Annotated in this window: 12 protein-coding genes; 8 read left to right on the top strand and 4 right to left on the bottom strand. The window is 45.5% G+C overall.

The features are described 5' to 3' along the window. Positions 1 to 104: 104 nt before the first annotated feature. Positions 105 to 2690 carry an ExeM/NucH family extracellular endonuclease gene (locus WA381_RS04735; RefSeq protein ID WP_156086338.1) on the bottom strand — a complete coding sequence of 862 codons (2586 nt, stop codon included), beginning with the start codon at positions 2688 to 2690 and terminating at the stop codon, positions 105 to 107. A gap of 329 nt (positions 2691 to 3019) precedes the next feature. Then, complete coding sequence (locus WA381_RS04730; protein ID WP_156086339.1) at positions 3020 to 4342, bottom strand: DUF2252 family protein; 1323 nt, start codon at positions 4340 to 4342, stop codon at positions 3020 to 3022. A 299-nt stretch (positions 4343 to 4641) separates the two neighbouring features. On the opposite strand from WA381_RS04730, the gene ahpC reads away from it, so the two are divergent. The 5 genes from ahpC (at position 4642) to WA381_RS04705 (ending at position 11441) form a co-directional block, all read left to right on the top strand. Then, the gene (ahpC, locus tag WA381_RS04725; RefSeq protein WP_425291745.1) at positions 4642 to 5199 is read left to right on the top strand and encodes an alkyl hydroperoxide reductase subunit C; all 558 of its coding nucleotides are present in this window, start codon (positions 4642 to 4644) and stop codon (positions 5197 to 5199) included. Between the two features lie 181 nt (positions 5200 to 5380). Continuing rightward, positions 5381 to 6970: an alkyl hydroperoxide reductase subunit F gene (ahpF, locus tag WA381_RS04720; RefSeq protein WP_014976359.1), complete on the top strand. Its 1590-nt coding sequence runs from the start codon at positions 5381 to 5383 to the stop codon at positions 6968 to 6970. Positions 6971 to 7237: 267 nt separating this feature from the next. Then, positions 7238 to 9400, top strand: a complete 2163-nt coding sequence (locus tag WA381_RS04715) for a TonB-dependent siderophore receptor (RefSeq protein ID WP_156086340.1) — start codon at positions 7238 to 7240, stop codon at positions 9398 to 9400. A gap of 9 nt (positions 9401 to 9409) precedes the next feature. After that, positions 9410 to 9946 carry a hypothetical protein gene (locus WA381_RS04710; RefSeq protein WP_156086341.1) on the top strand — a complete coding sequence of 179 codons (537 nt, stop codon included), beginning with the start codon at positions 9410 to 9412 and terminating at the stop codon, positions 9944 to 9946. A gap of 10 nt (positions 9947 to 9956) precedes the next feature. After that, positions 9957 to 11441 carry a PepSY-associated TM helix domain-containing protein gene (locus WA381_RS04705; protein ID WP_156086342.1) on the top strand — a complete coding sequence of 495 codons (1485 nt, stop codon included), beginning with the start codon at positions 9957 to 9959 and terminating at the stop codon, positions 11439 to 11441. 312 nt (positions 11442 to 11753) lie between these two features. Here WA381_RS04705 and WA381_RS04700 read toward each other — a convergent pair whose 3' ends face one another. Then, complete coding sequence (locus WA381_RS04700; RefSeq protein WP_156086343.1) at positions 11754 to 12332, bottom strand: demethoxyubiquinone hydroxylase family protein; 579 nt, start codon at positions 12330 to 12332, stop codon at positions 11754 to 11756. Positions 12333 to 12536: 204 nt separating this feature from the next. Here WA381_RS04700 and WA381_RS04695 point away from each other — a divergent pair, with 204 nt between their 5' ends. From WA381_RS04695 to WA381_RS04685, 3 genes are all read left to right on the top strand, one after another. Beyond that, positions 12537 to 13607 (top strand): strictosidine synthase family protein, encoded by a 1071-nt coding sequence (locus tag WA381_RS04695; RefSeq protein WP_156086344.1) that lies wholly within the window; start codon positions 12537 to 12539, stop codon positions 13605 to 13607. 253 nt (positions 13608 to 13860) lie between these two features. After that, entirely contained in the window at positions 13861 to 15525 is a 1665-nt protein-coding gene (locus tag WA381_RS04690; protein WP_156086345.1) for a S41 family peptidase, read from the top strand. Next, positions 15525 to 15944: a hypothetical protein gene (locus WA381_RS04685; protein WP_069944181.1), complete on the top strand. Its 420-nt coding sequence runs from the start codon at positions 15525 to 15527 to the stop codon at positions 15942 to 15944. The genes WA381_RS04690 and WA381_RS04685 overlap by 1 nt, the downstream gene beginning before the upstream one ends. A 106-nt stretch (positions 15945 to 16050) precedes the next feature. Here the strand turns inward: WA381_RS04685 and WA381_RS04680 are convergent, their stop codons facing one another. Then, positions 16051 to 18393 (bottom strand): YgiQ family radical SAM protein, encoded by a 2343-nt coding sequence (locus WA381_RS04680; RefSeq protein ID WP_156086346.1) that lies wholly within the window; start codon positions 18391 to 18393, stop codon positions 16051 to 16053. Positions 18394 to 18517 lie beyond the last annotated feature (124 nt).

The following is an 18517-nucleotide window of genomic DNA, read 5'->3' as shown; positions in this document are numbered from 1 at the left end:
CTGTTATTGAAAAGAGTACCAACAAAAAAGCTGCCTCCATTGAGGCAGCTTTTTTTATGTGAATGAAGCACACCCGTTAAGCGTGGACTTCATTCTTTCACTTTTTATTTCTTAGCAGTAGTCGAACGACGACGAAAGCCAACCGCTGCAGCTAGCAGGGCAAGAATTCCTCCCATTGCTCCACCTGAGCTATCATTGCTTTCTTCTTCTTCCTCTTCAACTACGTCTGCTTGTAGGTCAAAGGTTGCGATGAATGGGTCGTGATCTGAGCTTCTAAATGGACCAACATCAGTAAAGGCGTAACCGTCTTCATCTGGGTAATAACGAAGCGCTTGATCGTACTGCAACTGGTAAGCTTCAACTGAGTTGATGTTCCAGTGAGCACCGTCAATGGCGTCTGCAAGCATGGCATCACTTGCTAGTACGTGATCTAAACTACCTACCTGTTCAGTTCCGTAGAACCAATATGAGAAGCCTTCTGCATCAAACTCTTCAGCCAAGTTGTGATAGCCGAAGCTAGACTCTACGTCCACTGACGAGCCTTCATCCATACCTGTATTGACCGCAGTCGTAATAGTGTATCCACGAGACTCAGGTGTGTAATCGGTAAGTACAGCTACTGGATCTTCAGCGCTATAAGCGTTTAAGTCGCCTAAGATTACCTTGCGCTCAGGCAGGCTCTCATCACTTAATGCGTTGCCTAATGTGATAGCTGCCGATACTCGAAGTGCGTTACAGCTACCCTGAATCGAGGTGATTTCAGAAGGCGCTTCTGCCACATCTTCTGCACACTGTGAACCTTTTGATTTAAAGTGATTCACGGCAACAAGGAACGATTTGCTGCTTTCAGTGTGTACAAACGATTGAAGAAGGCTTGGGCGCATGCGTGCCAGGCTATCTTCATCAATTTGTTGCTCTGGCATAGCAACTACCATGGCATCATTTTCTGGCGTCACTACTGTAGCTTTGTATAACAAGCCTACAGTAATCGCATCCGTACCAATTTCACTGCCATCACTGGTTGCGATGAATGAGTATTGCTCGGTTTCACCAAGTTCGGCGTTAATAGCATTAACTAGAGATTGGATAGCGCTATTTTCACCAAAACCATCGTTTTCGATTTCCATCAAACCGACAACGTCTGCGTTAAGGTTAACGATAGCTTCAACGATACGACCCTGTTGCAATTCAAACGCCACTTCATCGTCTGCGCCGCGGTTTTCGTCATAATCGAAAGTTACGTCGCCATTTGCATCTACTTCACCATTAAAGTAGTTAAGCACGTTGAACGTAGCAATAGATAGGTTGCCTTCTGTAACCACTGGGTTTGCTTCGCGAGAAGACGTTACTCCGATAACGTCGCTTGGATTAATTCTGTAAGTGCCAAAACTGTAGTTTAGTGGGCCAGCAGCAGAAACCGAATCACCAATGCGAATGGCATTAACGTAGCTGAAAGTAGGGAAGTAATTAAGAGCATCTGGGTACTGCGAGCTGCTGTTATCTTCGATTGTAAGAAGGCTTGTCTCGCTCGCTTCTTCTGCCGCAGTATAAGCTTCTGACAGAGGCGCAGCTACGTCGCTTGGTTGGCGTTTAACTGTGTCGCTAACAACGATTTCACCAAAACGCCACAGGTTGTTTGTACTTGTCACTGTTGCATCAGTCACGCTAACAACCATACCTTCAACGGTTTCAAGGTCAAGTTCGTACGGCATAGAAAGTTCTACCGCTGCTACAGCATCCGCTGTACCACAATCAAGTGCAGCCACATCACTATCCATAGCAAGTGTGGTCATACCGTAGTTTTCTTCTACTTCACCGTAAAGGCGAACCAGGTTACCTGTTTCAACGTCAACAGAACCTTCTACAAATAAGCCTTCAGACGTGGCGTCGTCAGCGTCGTAATCAGACGCTTCTTCTTGGACAAAGAAGCCGCCAGCACGTGTGCCAGTTACAATAGCTTCAATTATAACGTTATTGCCAACTTCAGCAGAGCTGCTTTCACTGCCCTGTATAGCACTAATAAGTGTCGCGTCTGCACCGCAAATACCTAGCTCAACAGCAGGCTCTTCTGGAACTTCTACAACGTCACCGCCACCTTCAGTGGTAAATGTACCCGCTGGAAACGGCGTTGCAGCGTCAGTGTTAGTGGTCGAGCCATCAAGCGCGTCAACACCACTGTAAGTCCAGTTAGATGCTTCGAAACTGCCGCCATTTGCTGTTTGACCTGACGTCCGGTATGCCCAACCGTCTAGGTACTCCCACGCGGTGCCACTACCGTCGGTGTTGATATCGCCAAACGTGTCAATAACGCTGCCATCTTTAAAAAGCTCAATAGCGTCGTCACCATTAATACCCATTGATGAAGTATCGTAGTCTGGTGCAGAACCGAAAAACGCAGTAAATCCATCAATTTCTGATGCTACGTAGATATAAGTACCAGCGCTTGCAGACGCACCAGCTGGAAACGTAAACTCTTCGCCATCAGTACCGCCGCCGTTGTTTGCAGTTCCAAGGGCATAGGTAGACAAATCTGCTATGTCATTGACTACGAAAAGTTCAACTGCTTTTGGAACACCACCGCTTAACGGTCCATCAATAACACCGCTAATGACTAAATCGTTAGCTTGGATGGCGGTTGAAGAAAGTGCAGAAATGATTCCTGCAGATAGTAAAGTTAATGATGTTTTCACGTCATTTTCCCTTTGTAGTTTTCATTATTTTTAATTCACATAATTACTGTTTCTGCTTTTGCCGAAATAGAAAAAACAGAGTGATATGTGAAGCGCAATTTTCTTATTGCTTGAACTACACTAAGGGCATTTGTAAAGGATAGGAATGACTTAACCTTATTCAAGCTGTTTTTAAAATATTGCTTAAATATCAAGTTCTTATCATCTACAGGTAAGTTTACTCATACCTTTAACTCTTAACCAAAAGCTAATATAGGTGTTAAGTAATGCTAACGACACGACTATGACAACAGTTCGCCTGGTAAAAAATACGCTTTTTATTGATATCTTTATTTCAGCGCACGAGTGAACAGCGCATGATCATCAACTACTTGTTCTGTATAAAGATTTGCTATTTTTACGAGCAGGCTTTTTACTTGAGAAAAAGATGTTGATGCTGACGACGCGAATCGTGTACTTCTTCTATCGCCTCGGCAGTGAGCTAGCGCAAGGCTATACCCGCACAATTCGGCAAAATACTCAAAGCCACCATTTATCGCTTTATTTCCCATTGCAATATCTTGTGGGTCGATTCCCACTTTAGCGTGATGTCGGGAGCGAATCAGGTAATGCGCATTTTCAAACTTAACTTCATCAAGCACTAAGTCGGGTTTTCTTTGCATTCTTCGTTGGCATCGAGCTGTAAGGTGTGCAGCATTTAGGCGATTAACCGGGTTAAAATCTGGAAAGTAATAAATAGGCGCCGCAACACGTTGTTGCTTAACCTCGACAATATGACAATGCGCAAAGCTTGCTGAATTATGTGGTTTTGCTGGTCCTACTAAAAAGTAGTAGCGCGCCATATTTACCGACCCGGTACCCGCGTCCAGGCGTTTCACTATATCGACTACCGCATCGTCCATGTAGGGAGCAAAAGCTTCTAGTAGCGTGGCGTATTCTTGTGGGCTTAGGGTAGAAAATTTCTCACTGTTGGCCTTAAACCCCAAGGTCTTGCCATCAAAATGAACGGCTTTAGCCAGCGCACTTTTAACCGTGAAGTCTTCTCCTCCTGCGCTGCGGGCTTTGGCTTTTTTATATAGTTTGGTCAGCTTGCTTGGCACGGCATCTGGGCAGTAGTCTACGGCTTCGTTAATCACCATGGCGTTTTCTACTACTTGGCTACAGGTTTCTACATAACGCTCAATAAATGCGTATTGCGCATTAATAACCTGCTGGTGGCTGACAACAGGTTTAGTGATGTCGATGTTATCGCACGCATACTTTCCATCAACGGTGCCTAGGCAATGTATCTGGGCAAGGTGCAATGAAGTGAGATAACGAAGCACATCCCAATGTGCTCTGCCGACACACGCATCATCAAAGTCGTTGGGTGAGAAGATCACTGTATCTCCGTGAGACCCTTCTTCTGTGAGAAAGCCAAAATTGGAAGTATGACAGTCTCCCATCACGCTGGTGAGGGGAACTGTCTCGCATTCTTTAGGAAAATTGATAAGGCCAGCTTTTATATCAGCGTAAAACAGCTGCGCACTGCCTCTGTAGAAAACAAAGGGGCTGACCTCCATTTTTGCATGCTTTGCCAAAGTGCGAGATGGCGCGTGTCCATCGATTAGCATTATTTCGTGGGAGATGCGCTGTAGTCGGGAATGGGTCATAGTTTTCTCATTCAGCAGAGTTTAGCCGGTGAAACCGTATTGCAAAACAATCAATCTATTTTGGCTCAATTTTCATCGTTCAATTCAATAACCTGATTAAGCGATTCATTTTTACCAATTAGTTTTTTGTGATTGTGCGCGCTATTCTTATCACCAGTTTCGAGAGACATGAATTTTGCGTTACGTGATTATCTTCACAAAACTGCAAAACCATGTCGACACAATAAACGTAAAGTTTGTATTCGTATGTGTTTAACGTGCGAAAATAATTTAAACCAAATGGAGAATTAAACATGGCATTGATTAATACTGCTATCAAACCTTTCAAAGCAACTGCATTTAAAGACGGCGAATTCGTAGACGTAAGCAGCGAAGACATCAAAGGTAAATGGGCAGTTTTCGTATTTTACCCAGCTGACTTCACATTTGTTTGTCCAACTGAGCTTGGCGACATCGCTGACAAGTACGAAGAACTTCAGTCACGTGGCGTAGAAGTATTTTCAGTATCTACTGACACTCACTTCACTCACAAAGCATGGCACGATTCTTCTGACACGATCAACAAGATCAAATTTGCAATGATTGGCGACCCAACAGGCGAAATCACTCGTAACTTCGATTGTATGCGTGAAACTATGGGTCTTGCTGACCGCGCTACATTTGTTGTTGACCCAGAAGGCATCATCCAAGCGATGGAAATCACTTCTGAAGGTATCGGCCGTGACGCAGATGACCTAGTACGCAAAGTTAAAGCCGCTCAGTACGTTGCAAACAACCCAGGTGAAGTTTGCCCAGCTAAGTGGAAAGAAGGCGAAGCAACTCTAGCACCTTCACTTGACCTAGTAGGCAAAATCTAAGCAGCACGCTTAGCGCTTAATATATGAAAGCTCAGCGCTTCGTGCATTGCACAGTATTAAGCAAATAATTTGTAGGGAGTGGGTCTCCACTCCCTGATATTAATTTCCAATTTCCGCTTATGTTGTTGACCCTTCAAAAGGTTGGCGGGGATCGGCGTGTCGAAAATAAGGCAGAATAACCGTGTTAACTAAAGAAATTTTACAAGCATTGAAATCATATGCAGAGTCAATGCAGAAAAACGTAACCTTTGTCGTACAGACCGGTGAACATAGCAAGCGTGAAGAGCTTGTAACGTTTCTGTCCGACATTGCTTCAGTAAGCGAAAAATTAAACGTAGAAGAGCGTGACACAAATGGTGAGTTGCGCAGTGCAATCAGCTTTTTACTGGAAGCTGACGGCGAAGATACGGGAATTCGTTTTTCTGGTATCCCTGGCGGTCACGAGTTTAACTCGCTTGTACTTGCCATGCTGCACGCAGCGGGCACTGAACTTAAGCTAGACGATAGCGTTAAGTCGATGGTGAAAGCGGTGAATGAACCTCTTAATTTTGAAGTTTTCATTAGCTTAAGCTGTCACAACTGCCCTGAAGTCGTACAGGCACTTAATCAATTTGCTTTGATTAATCCTAATATCAAGACCGAAATGATCGACGGCGGGTTGTATCAAAATTTAATTCAAGAGCGCGACATCCAAGGTGTTCCTAGCGTATACCTTAATGGCGAGCTATTCGCGAATGGTAAAGTTGATGCCTCTGTACTTATCAACAAGTTAATTGAACGCGACCCTAGCCTTAAAGAAGCAAACAAAGGCGATGCGTTACCACTTCAAGACGTAACGGTTATCGGTGGTGGCCCAGCAGGTGTTGCATCGGCGATTTACAGTGCCCGTAAAGGCCTTAAAGTTGCCATCGTTGCTGAAACTTTTGGCGGCCAAGTTAAAGATACCATGGGTATCGAGAATCTTATCTCAGTACCTAAAACAACGGGCCCTGAGCTTGTTGGTAACTTGATGGAGCACGTACGCGATTACGACATTACGCTCAAAGAGCACGTACGCGTTGATAGCATTGAGAAAGGCAATATTAAAACCATTACGCTTTCTTCTGGCGAACAGATCCGCACTCGCACGGTTATTGTTGCGACAGGCGCACGCTGGAGAGAACTTGGTGTTCCGGGCGAAAAAGAGAACATCGGTAATGGTGTTGCGTACTGCCCACACTGCGACGGCCCTTTCTTCAAAGGTAAAGACGTAGCGGTCATTGGCGGTGGTAACTCAGGTATTGAAGCGGCACTTGACCTTGCTGGCATTGTAAAATCGGTGACGGTATTTGAATTTATGCCAGAACTAAAAGCGGATAAGGTACTTATCGATCAAGCTCAAAAACGCGATAATATTACCATTATCAAGAACGCGGCAACGCGCCAAATTACTGCTGAAAATGGCAAAGTGAACGCAATTGAATACCAAGATCGCTCAACTAACGAAGTGCACACCCGTGAACTTGCAGGTGTATTTGTTCAAATTGGACTAGTACCAAACAGTCAGTTTATGAAGGGCACGGTAGACATGACACAGTATGGCGAAATTATTGTTGATACTAAGTGTCATACATCTGAGCCGGGTATATTTGCAGCCGGTGACGTAACAACAGTACCGTATAAGCAAATTGTTATTTCGATGGGTGAAGGCGCGAAAGCATCGCTTGCTGCATTTGAATACTTGTTAAGCCATGAAGTGGTTGAGTCTGAACAGGAAAGTGAAGCGGCATAGTCATTAGCCTTTCACTTCTCATGAGAGTTAAAGCCGAGCTAACGCTGTTAGTTCGGCTTTTTTGTATACGCGTATCTTTATGTTATTTAACAACCTCGGTTAGCGCGTTTTCTGTTACTTATTGATGTTAATGTGAATGATACTGGTTATCATTTGTGTAAATTTTTGCTAAATTAGACGAAAGTACTAATGCAGCCTTCATTTCACTTCATTCTTGTAATAGGCGAATTGATGGGTTTTAAAAATAAATAACAGAAAACACTCAACATGAATAAAAAATTACTCAGCTTGGCGGTAACGGCTATATTAATGTCGCACGCACAGGCCCAGGAAGATGAAAGTGGCGGTGGCATAGCTATAGAGCATCAAGCGGCAGCAACGGAAAAAGCAGAAAAGAATGCCGTTGAAAAAATTGAAGTAGTGGGCATGCGCTCTCCGTTTGGCGCAACAAAAACAAATACACCGATTGTTGAGCTCGCCCGTACAATTTCCATTGAAACCGCATTAGATTTAAAGCAAAAGGGTGTATTAAACCTTTCTCAGTCCGCCACTTATATGGCGGGTGTGACGGGGGAGTCTTACGGATACGCCACCAGAGTCGATTCAATTTCTTCCAGAGGATTAAGTATTCCGCGCTATCGCGACTCAATTCAAGAGTTGTTTGGCAGCTATAATTCTACGCGAGCTGAAATCTACACAATGGAACAGGTTGAGCTGCTTAAGGGGCCAGCCTCAGTACTTTATGGTCAGGGTTCTCCTGGCGGCATAATGAATTATGTGTCCAAAACACCTACGTTGGGTAAAGGAAGTGAAGTCGTCTTGTCTTACGGAAGCTTTGACCGCGCGCAAGTTGGATTAGACGTAAACGGCAGTCTATCTGAGAATGATAAGTGGATGGGGCGTCTTGTTGGTATTTATCGCAATGCTGACTCTCAGGTTGATTACGTTAGCGACGACACCCAAGTATTAATGCCGTCACTGTCCTTTATGCCTTCTGACAATACAACGCTAACTCTGATTGGATTATTTCAAGATACCGATAGCGATACAGCTGCGCAATTTATTCCTGTAGAAGGTACGTTACTGCCTTTGGCTGACGGCACTTACTTACCCGATCAGGATGTTTACGCAGGCGAGCCAGGGTTTAATAAATTCGATACTAAGTCGAACCAAGTTACCTTACTTGGCGAGCACTTGATTAACGATACAACGTCACTTTCATTTACTGCCTTATGGCGAGATGGTGAGGCAGACTACCACCAAGCATGGGCTACGTTTACTGGCGGTACGAGATATCTAAATGCTTATGTTGGCGCTCCGGTTGCACCTACCGACACATTTGTTCCAAGAACGTTTTATCAGGCAGACAATACCTTCAGCCAACACGCCTTTGATGTTCGCGTAAACAAGGGCTTTGTAACAGGTTCTTTCGAACACGAGTTACTAGCGGGTGTCCAATATCAAAATGTAAAAACTGACGCCAACTCTGCATACTACGCAGGTGGCGGGGTATTACAGGGTGACTTTAGGTACATTCTGGACTTGGCAAATCCCGAGTACACCGGCGCACCAGAACAAGCCATTTTCGATGCAATTTATAACGACGCGCCTGAGCAGACGGTTACGGACACGGGGTTATATCTATCAGACCAAATTTCCTTTGAAAACTGGCGGGTAACGCTAGGTCTACGTCACGACCGCGTTGACAATGATACTGGCGTAACGGAGCAGGATGACACGCAAACATCTTACTCAGCTGGAATTTTGTATCGCTTTGACAACGGTATTTCCCCCTACCTTAGTTACGCTGAGTCATTCGAGACGGTGGTGGGATTAGATAACAATAACAACCAGCTTAAGCCAGAAGAAGGCCGTCAATACGAGGCAGGGATTAAGTATGAATTATCGTCAATTCCTGGTTTTATCACGCTGGCGTATTACGATATTGAAGTTTCAAATCTTCCTAATCCCAACGGATTACCAGACGAAGCGGCACAACAGCAAGGCGTAACGACCATAGAAGGGTTTGAGCTAGAAGGGCGCGTAGACTTTGGCCAAATTACAGCGCAATTTGCGGCTTCTGTCATGGACGCTGAAGATCCTAACGGTTTCTCGTTGTCAGCACAGCCAGATAGCAATGCATCCCTATGGATAAATTACTCTCCACTAGAGCTTGAAGCGCTGACCGTAGGAGCAGGTATTCGCTACGTAGGAGAGTCGGTTTCTGAAAACGGGGTTATTAGATACGACACACCTAGCTACACCCTTGGTGACCTGATGGTGTCGTATGTGATTTCAGATAATTTGGATTTGCAGCTGAATGTAAGAAATGTGACCGATAAAAAATATCTCACGTCTTGCTTATTCAGAGGTGACTGTTTCCCTGGTGTACGCAGAACAGTGAACGCGTCGCTAACCTATTCGTTTTAAGGATTTATCATGCTTTCAGTTGCAGCGGGTGGTTTAACACTTGCAGCCTTAGGTGTTATTTATAAAAGTTGGCGCTCTCAAGCGTCAACGTATCTTTATTTGGGTCTTGTCGTATGGCTAGTTGCAGCAGTGTGCTGGTCTTATGCTCAGGGGTGGGAGTTTGGCGTGCTGTATGCGCTGTGTATCCCTTCCATTTTAGTGTGGCCTTTTATTGCGTTTAACCAAACGCATTTGCCTCAGCCAAAAAATGTACCTCAGCCGAGGAGCTTTGATTTCTCGCGACGTACAGTTCTAGGGAACATCGCAAACTACATCGTGGTGCTGGTTGTTTTATTGGTTGTGAGCGTGTTATTGACGCTAGGACTATGTGCGCTACTTCCATTCTCAATAGCAGGGAAGTTGGCTACAGGTATCGTGCTGTTGCCAATTTTTTGGGGTCTTATTGTTTATCACTACCTTGCTACCGCCCACAAAATTAAAGTTGTTGTTGCTTACGCAGTTTTGGCTGCGCTTTGCCTACCAATACTTATTTTCTTCCCCATGTAGGTGAATATCGATGGATAAAATAACAAAACAAAATGCATTAAATGCACATACTTGGGTAGGCGTTTTTCTAAGTGTACTTCTCTTTTTGGTGTGCTTATCTGGGACCGTTGCGGTTTTTCACTTAGAGTTTGAAAGGTGGGAACAGCCGCATATTGAAGAAATGGAGAATGTTTCTCCTGATGTTGTTGAAAAGGCGATGGACACCTTTTTGGCTCAGAATACGCAAGAGTCTCACCATCTTTATGTGGTTTTCCCTACATCAGATATCCCTCGGTTGGTGGTAGAAAACGATCATGCTGCTTACTTTGCCGACAGTGAAGGTAACTTATTAGAGCAAGAAAGCGTGTCTTTTACCGAAATGCTTGTGAACTTGCACTTGTATCTCAATTTGCCACAAAGTTGGGGAATGATTTTGGTCAGCGCTTTGGGCGCTATCATCTGTACCCTTGTCGTCACTGGAATTATTGCTCACAAACGAATAGCAAAAGATGCTTTTAAACTTCGACGGGGGGGCAACGGTCAGCAAGCACAAATTGATTTGCACAACCGTTTTGGACTATGGGCAGCGCCTTTTCATTTAGTTATAGGTATAACAGGCGCATATTTTGGTATGGCAGGGATCATTTTGGTGGTTGTTGCCTCACTAAACTACGAAGGCGATCGCGACGCGGTTATCCAGAAAATCTTTACGCCAGACCCTGTATTAGCGCCACAGGAAGGTAAACCGGCTATTGGTAGGGCGTTTGCACAAATGGAAACGCTAGCGCCAGAAAAGTCGCCAATATTTTTAACGGTACACGAAGTCGGTGAACCAGAGCAGTTCATCGAAATATATGCCAAGGCACCCAATAGAATGATCTACGCAGAAGGCTATCGATTCGATACGGCGGGTAACTTTATCGGTGTGGCCGGCTATGAATTCGGTGAATGGGGTAAGCAGTTGGTATGGGCGATGTACCGTTTGCACTTCGGTGACTTCGCCGGCCTTACCAGCAAATGGCTGTACTTTGTTCTTGGTGTAATGCTGACCATGCTTTGCGTGTCGGGTATGGAGATTTGGCTGTCTAAGAAGGCGCATCCGCCGTTAGCAAGCAGGCTTTGGTACAGCACGGTGTGGGGTAGTGTGAGTGCACTCGCATTAACTGCTGTAGCAGATATGTTTTTTACAGGCTCGCTCATCGCCGTTTTTTGGTGCCTTATGCTACTTAATACCGGTATTACAGTGGGAGTTAAATCACTCACGAAGCCGATATGGTTGCTTATATCAGGCCTAAGCGTAATGGTGTTACTCATAGCCTATGCGGCTGTGCACCAAAGCGCGACGCTATCGGTTGCGTCACTTCAGCTTAATATACCTATGGTTGTGTACGTGGTGTGGAGTGTTTATCGTGCTAATACGCTGATTAAGCGAGCTAAAAATGCAGAAACACAGATTGAAACCGACGCGAGTAACAGCGCGCCTCAATCAGCGCAAGAAAAAAGAGTGAATGCGTAAATCTTATCGTAACTATTAGGGGCTCACAGGAAGCCCCTTAGTTACGCTTCTTTCTTTTCCACGTACCGCCATACATATAGCCATTGCTGGCCTTTGCTCGTTCTTGACAAGCTTTGCATACTATACGCCATGTGTCTTCATCACCACATCGAATACGAAACTGTGTGTCGGCATTGATACCGCAGTTGTCACAGGGTTTTGGTAGCCGAACTCTGTCCTTTTTTCCCACTCTAAAAGCGTCTCTTTTTTTCAATTAATAAATTCTCTGATGCCTATTTTTTATCACAGGTCACTGCGCATAAGCTCGAAAACTTAAATCACTTTTGCGATTGCAACGGCAATAGAAGAGCCTTTTTCAACGGCTGCGCCCCATAATTTCATTAATAACGACGGCCTTTTCGTCATTAGGAGCAGCGCTTCATCTCTGTGATGTTGTTCATCTGCTTGGCATTGTCTAAACCGATTTATAACGTTTGAAGGGGGGATGGCTAACGCAGAAATGCGCTTGCATTGTTCTTCGTAATGCGAATCTACGAACTGCTCTACTCGGTAAATGGTGTAGTAAAAGCAATTAATACCGCAAAGTCTTGGAATAAAACCTGTGATAAACCCAGAAGCTATCCATATAGGTAAAATAAAACTTCCCCTAAAAAGCGGCATTTCGTTTTCAAAGACGGCGAGGTGTCGTCTTTCCGTTTTAAGGTGCTCATGTATGAAGGGTTGTGCCTCGCTTTTTGTGCCAGAAAGATTAACCAGTTTTAAAACACATTCGGCGAATAGAGCACCACGGTATATCCAAACGGCTCCCGTCTCTCCCGCGTGGCTCGCACGTAGTTCTTTGTCTACTTGCTTAGCGTGATTATCTCCGAGTGTTTTTGCATAAAATGGCATGACGTACCTCTGTAGCATTTTATAAACAAACGATCTGAAGGGGGAATGGATGCTACCTAACGAATTTGTAATGCTTATTTGAACATGCGCTATTTAGAAAGCTCTGGATGATAGTGTTCTATTTATAAACGAAAGCAGAGTATCGGAGGGTTGCTTGCTATGCTTGATAGATACACAACATGCGTTGCTTGCAGGAGAGCATAAATGAAGGTATTCGGTGGCGTTGTCATTCTTGTCTTAGGGTATTTACTATTGTGGCCAGTCCCCATTGCGCCAATAAGCTGGCAAGCACCGAGCAGTAGCGGATTTTCGGGGGAGTTTATTGAAAACAACCGTTTGGCGGGCCTTTCGTTTATTGAATTAGGCGAAGATAAAGGGCCGGAGGATTTTGCGATAAACGCTGCGGGAACTATTGCAACCGCCACTCATTCTGGTGCGGTATTACTCAGGAAAAAAGGTGAGGCAACATTTACTCCGTGGATTAACACTGGTGGACGTCCGCTCGGTATCGAGTTTGATACCAACGGCAACTTATTAATCGCCGATGCTCATCGCGGATTGCTAATTGCAGACCCTGAAGGTGAGCTAACGGTATTGGTTAACCAAGTAGAAAACACTAACGTTGTATATGCGGACGATGTGGATATTGCCGACAACGGCAATATTTACTTCACTGACGCAACTACCAAGTTCTCTGCCAAAGAGTATGGGGGAACGCTGCAAGCGAGCCTGCTAGAAATTTTGGAACATAGAGGCAATGGCAGGCTTATAGAGTACGACCCAGTACGTAGAACGAGTAATGTACTGATGGATGGTTTGGTTTTTGCGAATGGTGTCGCAATAAGCCATGATCAAAATTCAGTGTTGGTCAACGAAACCGGTAAATATCGCGTGTTGCGCTATTGGCTAGTAGGGCCAAAACAGGGCCAAGTGGAGGTCGTGATTGATAATTTGCCGGGATTCCCAGACAACATCAGCCAGGCAACTAGCGGCGCGTACTTTCTGGGTCTTGCTTCGCCTCGCTCCGCTCCCGTTGACGCTCTATCTAACAAGCCTTTCATTCGTAAAATTGTACAGCGTCTGCCACAGTTCATGCGCCCGCAAGGTCAAGCATACGGGCATCTTGTTAAAATAAGTGAAAGCGGAGAGGTTTTACAAAGTTACCAAGACCCTAGCGGTGCATTTCCCTTTGTTACAGGCGCAATACAGACCGATGAAGGTGTATATGTGAGTAGCTTAACTGCACGAGCAGTAGGTGTGTTGCAGTTAAACTAGAGACGATAATAAGCATATTGTTACGGCAGAATAAGTAGTTTTCTTTTCTACCGCGATAGAGCGATACGCGTCACGAATGAAACTTACTCATCAACTCTGCAACACGTTTTCTTACATTTCGAAACATTTTAAACTTTTGTTATGTAGTTACGCTTAGAAGGATATGTCACTATCGGCTATGCTAATAAAAGTTGTTTTTAGCACAAGTTTAATAGTTTTGGGCTAGCCGTTTTAAAAGGATATTTTCTAAATCATGAAAGCGTATACGTATTCTTCTGTTGCACTTGCAGTCACGATTTCTCTTCTAGCTGGATGTGGAGGCGGCTCAGGCTCGTCTAATACCCCTCCTGTGGTGACAACGCCTACTACGCCAACGACACCTGTAACAACAGAGCCAGAGTGGGAAGCGGGGGTGTATGAACCGCAATCTCAATATCTAGCGAAATGTGAAACTCCTAGAAGTGGTATTGATCCTTTTACTAATAGGGCTTACCCAGATACACAAGGTACCGCTATGGATGAAAAGCTGTGGCTACGTACTTGGACTAATGACACTTACTTGTGGTACGACGAAGTAGATGACAATGACCCTGCAAATTTCTCAGTGTTGGGATATTTTGATCAGCTTAAAACCAATGAACTAACGCCAAGCGGTACGCCAAAAGATAACTTCCACTTTTCACAGGACACTGCCGAATATAACGAACTGTCTCAATCGGGGATTTCATCGGGCTATGGTTTTGATTGGGAATTTGGTTCAACAACCGTGCCGAGAGAACTAACAGTGCGATTCACTAAGCCGGGTTCACCTGCAGCTACTGCTGGCGTGCCTCGCGGTGCGACCCTTTCGCGTATAAACGGCGTCGACTTTGTCTATGACAACACGCAGCAGGGCGTCAACGCGATTAATGCTGCGCTGTTTCCGGAAGACGCAGGTACGGTTACAAGCTTTGAGTTTGTGCAGGTTGATGGTTCAACTCTCTCAGTAGACATCACCTCCGGCGATATCAGCGTAACGCCGGTTCAAAACGCAAAGGTACTCGATACCGAAAACGGCAAAACGGGCTACTTCCAATTCAATACCTTTATCGTTACCGCGCAAGAAGGATTAATTGATGCGTTCGATATGTTTGTTGAAGAAAATGTGACCGAGCTCGTTATTGATCTTCGCTACAACGGCGGAGGACGTTTGGCGCTAGCTTCACAGCTTTCCTATATGATAGCGGGTCCGAACCAAACCAATAACGCAACCTTTGAAACATTGCGTTTTAACGATAAAAACCCAAACACCAACCCTGTCACCGGAGAGACTATTCGTCCAACACCGTTTTACCGCAATGTTATTGACTATAACGCAGGGCAACTTACCGACACGCTTCTGCCTAGCCTTTCGCTGACGAAGGTTTACGTTTTAGCCACGGGTGCAACATGTTCAGCAAGTGAAGCGGTAATGAATGCACTTCGTGGTATTGATGTAGAAGTAGTGCAAATTGGCTCTACTACTTGTGGTAAGCCTTATGGGTTCTACCCAACAGACAATTGCGGTGAGACCTACTTTACTATCCAGTTCCAAGGGGTGAATAACAAAGGGTTTGGTGATTATGCTGATGGTTTCATGCCTACCACCACGCCTAATTTCGATTTTGAGTTGCCGGGGTGTGAAGTTGAAGATGACTTTACCGCAAGCTTGGGTGATCCAAATGAAGGGATGCTGTCAGCTGCATTGGAATATGCTGCTACAGGCTCATGTCCCGAAGTTGTCACGTCAAACGGCGTGGCGGATGTCAAAGCACTGCGCAGTAACCAAAGTGCGTTAGGGGGCGAAAAGCTCATTCCTATCGACAAGCCTGAACAACGCAAAGAGAACTTTATTTTACACAACAAAATAAATCAGCCTGTTATTCAGGAGCGCAAGTAATGTCGCTTCCTAATAAAAAAGGAAAATTGCTAAAAGGAAGATTGCTAGCTGCACCTCTCGCCATACTTTTGCTCTCGGCGAGCGGATGCGCGACAACGCAGGAGGCTGAGTTACACGAGGCAGTAACCAAATCCATCAGTGTGAGTCAAAAGCAAGCTATTGAAAGTAAGATCAGCAACTGGTTTGGTGGTCTAAACATAACGATAGCCGAGGATGCATTCAGTCAAACCGCTAGCATTACGATTGAGCGTAAAGCAAAGGTTGATAGTAGGGGATTACCTATTGACGGAAGGCACGACAACCCTGTTTATGGTTTTACGTTGCTAAGTGATGGTGAACAGTGCGTGTTGCGTAACGACCAAAGTGGGGAACTTACCAAGCTTGAAAATGTGACCTGTTATATAGTGGACGAGGCATAAGTCGAGGCAAATCGACGAAAGCGCAATGTCATCGTTGACAATAGGCCTTAAAAAAACGCCCAGAGTTTACAAGCTCCGGGCGTTTTTGTTTCTATCGTTTGTGCTGCTATCGTTTGTGCATACTTGGCTGCTTTTGCGTACGGCCGCGGCTGTTGCCACTACTATTATTTCCTTTCGAAGCGTTGCCTCTATTCTTATTCCCGCCGGTGTCGTTGCGCTGCTGTGCTGTGTTTCCATGACCTTGTTTGTTAGCGTTGGAATTACGTCGGCTCTTATTTACGCCGTTACCGCCTTTGCTGCTCTTGCCCTGAAAGGTAGGAGGAAGCCCAGTATGTTTGGTCAGTGCGCGTTCACCACGACGGCCTTTTTGCGCTTTTTGGCGTTTTTCATCTGCTGTTTCTGGCGGAACAAGGTGCTGAGGACCACGGCCTATCAAATCTTCGCGCCCCATACGTTTAAGTGCTTCACGAATTTGCGCAAAGTTTTTCGGGTCGTGATAACGCAGCATCGCCTTGTGTAATCGACGGTGAATTTCACCTTTTGCAGAAGGCACCTCTTCACTGTCTTTAGTGACTTTGCGAAGGGAATTTACCTCGGTATGGTACATGGTGGTAGCCGTTGCCATAGGCGACGGGTAGAAGTTTTGTACCTGATCGAGCTTAAATTTGTTTTCTTTTAGCCAGATCGCAAGGCTTAGCATGTCTTCGTCGGAGGTACCCGGGTGTGAAGCAATAAAATACGGAATAAGGTACTGCTTTTTACCCGCTTCTTGTGAGTATTTATCGAATAGCTCTTTAAAGCGGTAATAGCTTCCCATGCCAGGCTTCATCATTTTTGACAGCGGGCCGTCTTCGGTGTGCTCTGGCGCTATTTTCAGATAGCCGCCTACGTGATGAAGGGCTAACTCTTTTACGTATTCTGGATCTTCTACCGCTAGGTCGTAACGTACGCCTGAAGCAATTAAAATCTTTTTAATTCCAGGCAATTCGCGAGCACGGCGGTATAAGTCGATTGTTGGCTTATGGTCGGTGTCCATATGTGCACATATGCTTGGGTACACACAAGAAGGGCGACGACAGGTGGCTTCCGCTTTCGGGCTCTTACAACGCAGGCGATACATGTTCGCCGTCGGGCCGCCTAAGTCTGAAATAACACCAGTGAAGCCCGGTACCGTATCGCGTATTTGCTCAATTTCTCGAATAATAGAGTCTTCAGAACGGCTTTGAATAATACGCCCTTCGTGTTCAGTAATAGAGCAGAAGGTACAGCCGCCGTAGCATCCGCGCATAATATTAATACTGAAGCGGATCATATCGTATGCGGGGATTTTAGCATCGCCATAGACAGGGTGAGGCACACGCTGATAGGGTAAATCAAATACCGCGTCCATCTCTTCGGTTTCAAGCGGCATGGCCGGTGGGTTAATCCAAATGTGTCTGTCGCCGTGGCGCTGCATTAGCGCACGCGCACAACCAGGATTGGTTTCTTGGTGCAAAATACGCGACGTATGTGCGTATAACACCTTGTTGTCTTTCACCGTCTCGTACGCAGGTAGCTTAACGTACACGTTTTCCCAAGGCTTACGCTTTTCTTTCTCTTTTTGCGCAGGCTGAATCACAATGGGGGCGGCTTCTGGCGCTTCACTGCTTTTGGCGTCTTTATCCTGCGAATCGCACTCGGGCTCCATCTGGTAGGGGCTTGGAATGGCGTCTATCTTGCCCGGCCTGTCTAGAGAGGTCGAGTCAACACCTTGCCACTCTGGTAAGGCTTCTTTAACGATAATCGCAGTACCGCGAATGTCTCGCAAATCGGCAATATCTTCACCTGCCGCTAAGCGATGAGTGACTTCAACAAGAGGACGTTCGGCGTTACCGAAAAAGAGCATGTCCGCTTTGGAATCGAACAGTACAGAGCGGCGTACTTTTTCACTCCAATAGTCGTAGTGCGCAATGCGACGTAAGCTGGCTTCTATGCCACCAACAATAACAGGCACACCTTTAAACGCTTCACGGCAGCGCTGTGAATACACGGTAACCGCACGATCAGGGCGCTTGCCACCTACATTGCCTGGCGTGTAAGCGTCATCGTGACGAAGCTTTTTGTCAGACGTGTAACGGTTGATCATAGAGTCCATATTGCCGGCTGTTACGCCGAAATACAGGTTGGGTTTACCCAACTTCATGAAATCGTCTTTGCTGGTCCAGTCTGGCTGAGAAATAATACCCACGCGAAAACCATGCGCTTCAAGTACTCGGCCAATCACCGCCATACCAAAACTAGGGTGATCTACATACGCATCGCCCGTTACCAAAATAACGTCACAGCTGTCCCAGCCAAGGGCATCCATTTCTTCCTTCGACATGGGGAGAAACGGCGCAGTACCCAGGCAGTGTGGCCAATATTTAGGGTAAGAAAACAGACCGCGATCGGCCTTAATGGTGGCTTGCATAGTAATCACATCTAGATAAATCAGAGAGTTGCTGAGCTTAAATAAGGCTTTAGCTCAGAATAAGTGCGTAATTATAGCAGTGTTGGCCAAGCTAAGGTATAGCACTGTCATTAAATTAAAGAGC

The sequence above is a fragment of the Alteromonas sp. CH_MED4-4 genome (assembly GCF_037029575.1).
GTDB classification, from domain to species: Bacteria; Pseudomonadota; Gammaproteobacteria; order Enterobacterales; family Alteromonadaceae; genus Alteromonas; species Alteromonas macleodii.
The sequence above is the reverse complement of the archived record's forward strand: the minus strand, read 5'-3'. Positions and strand labels throughout refer to the sequence as shown.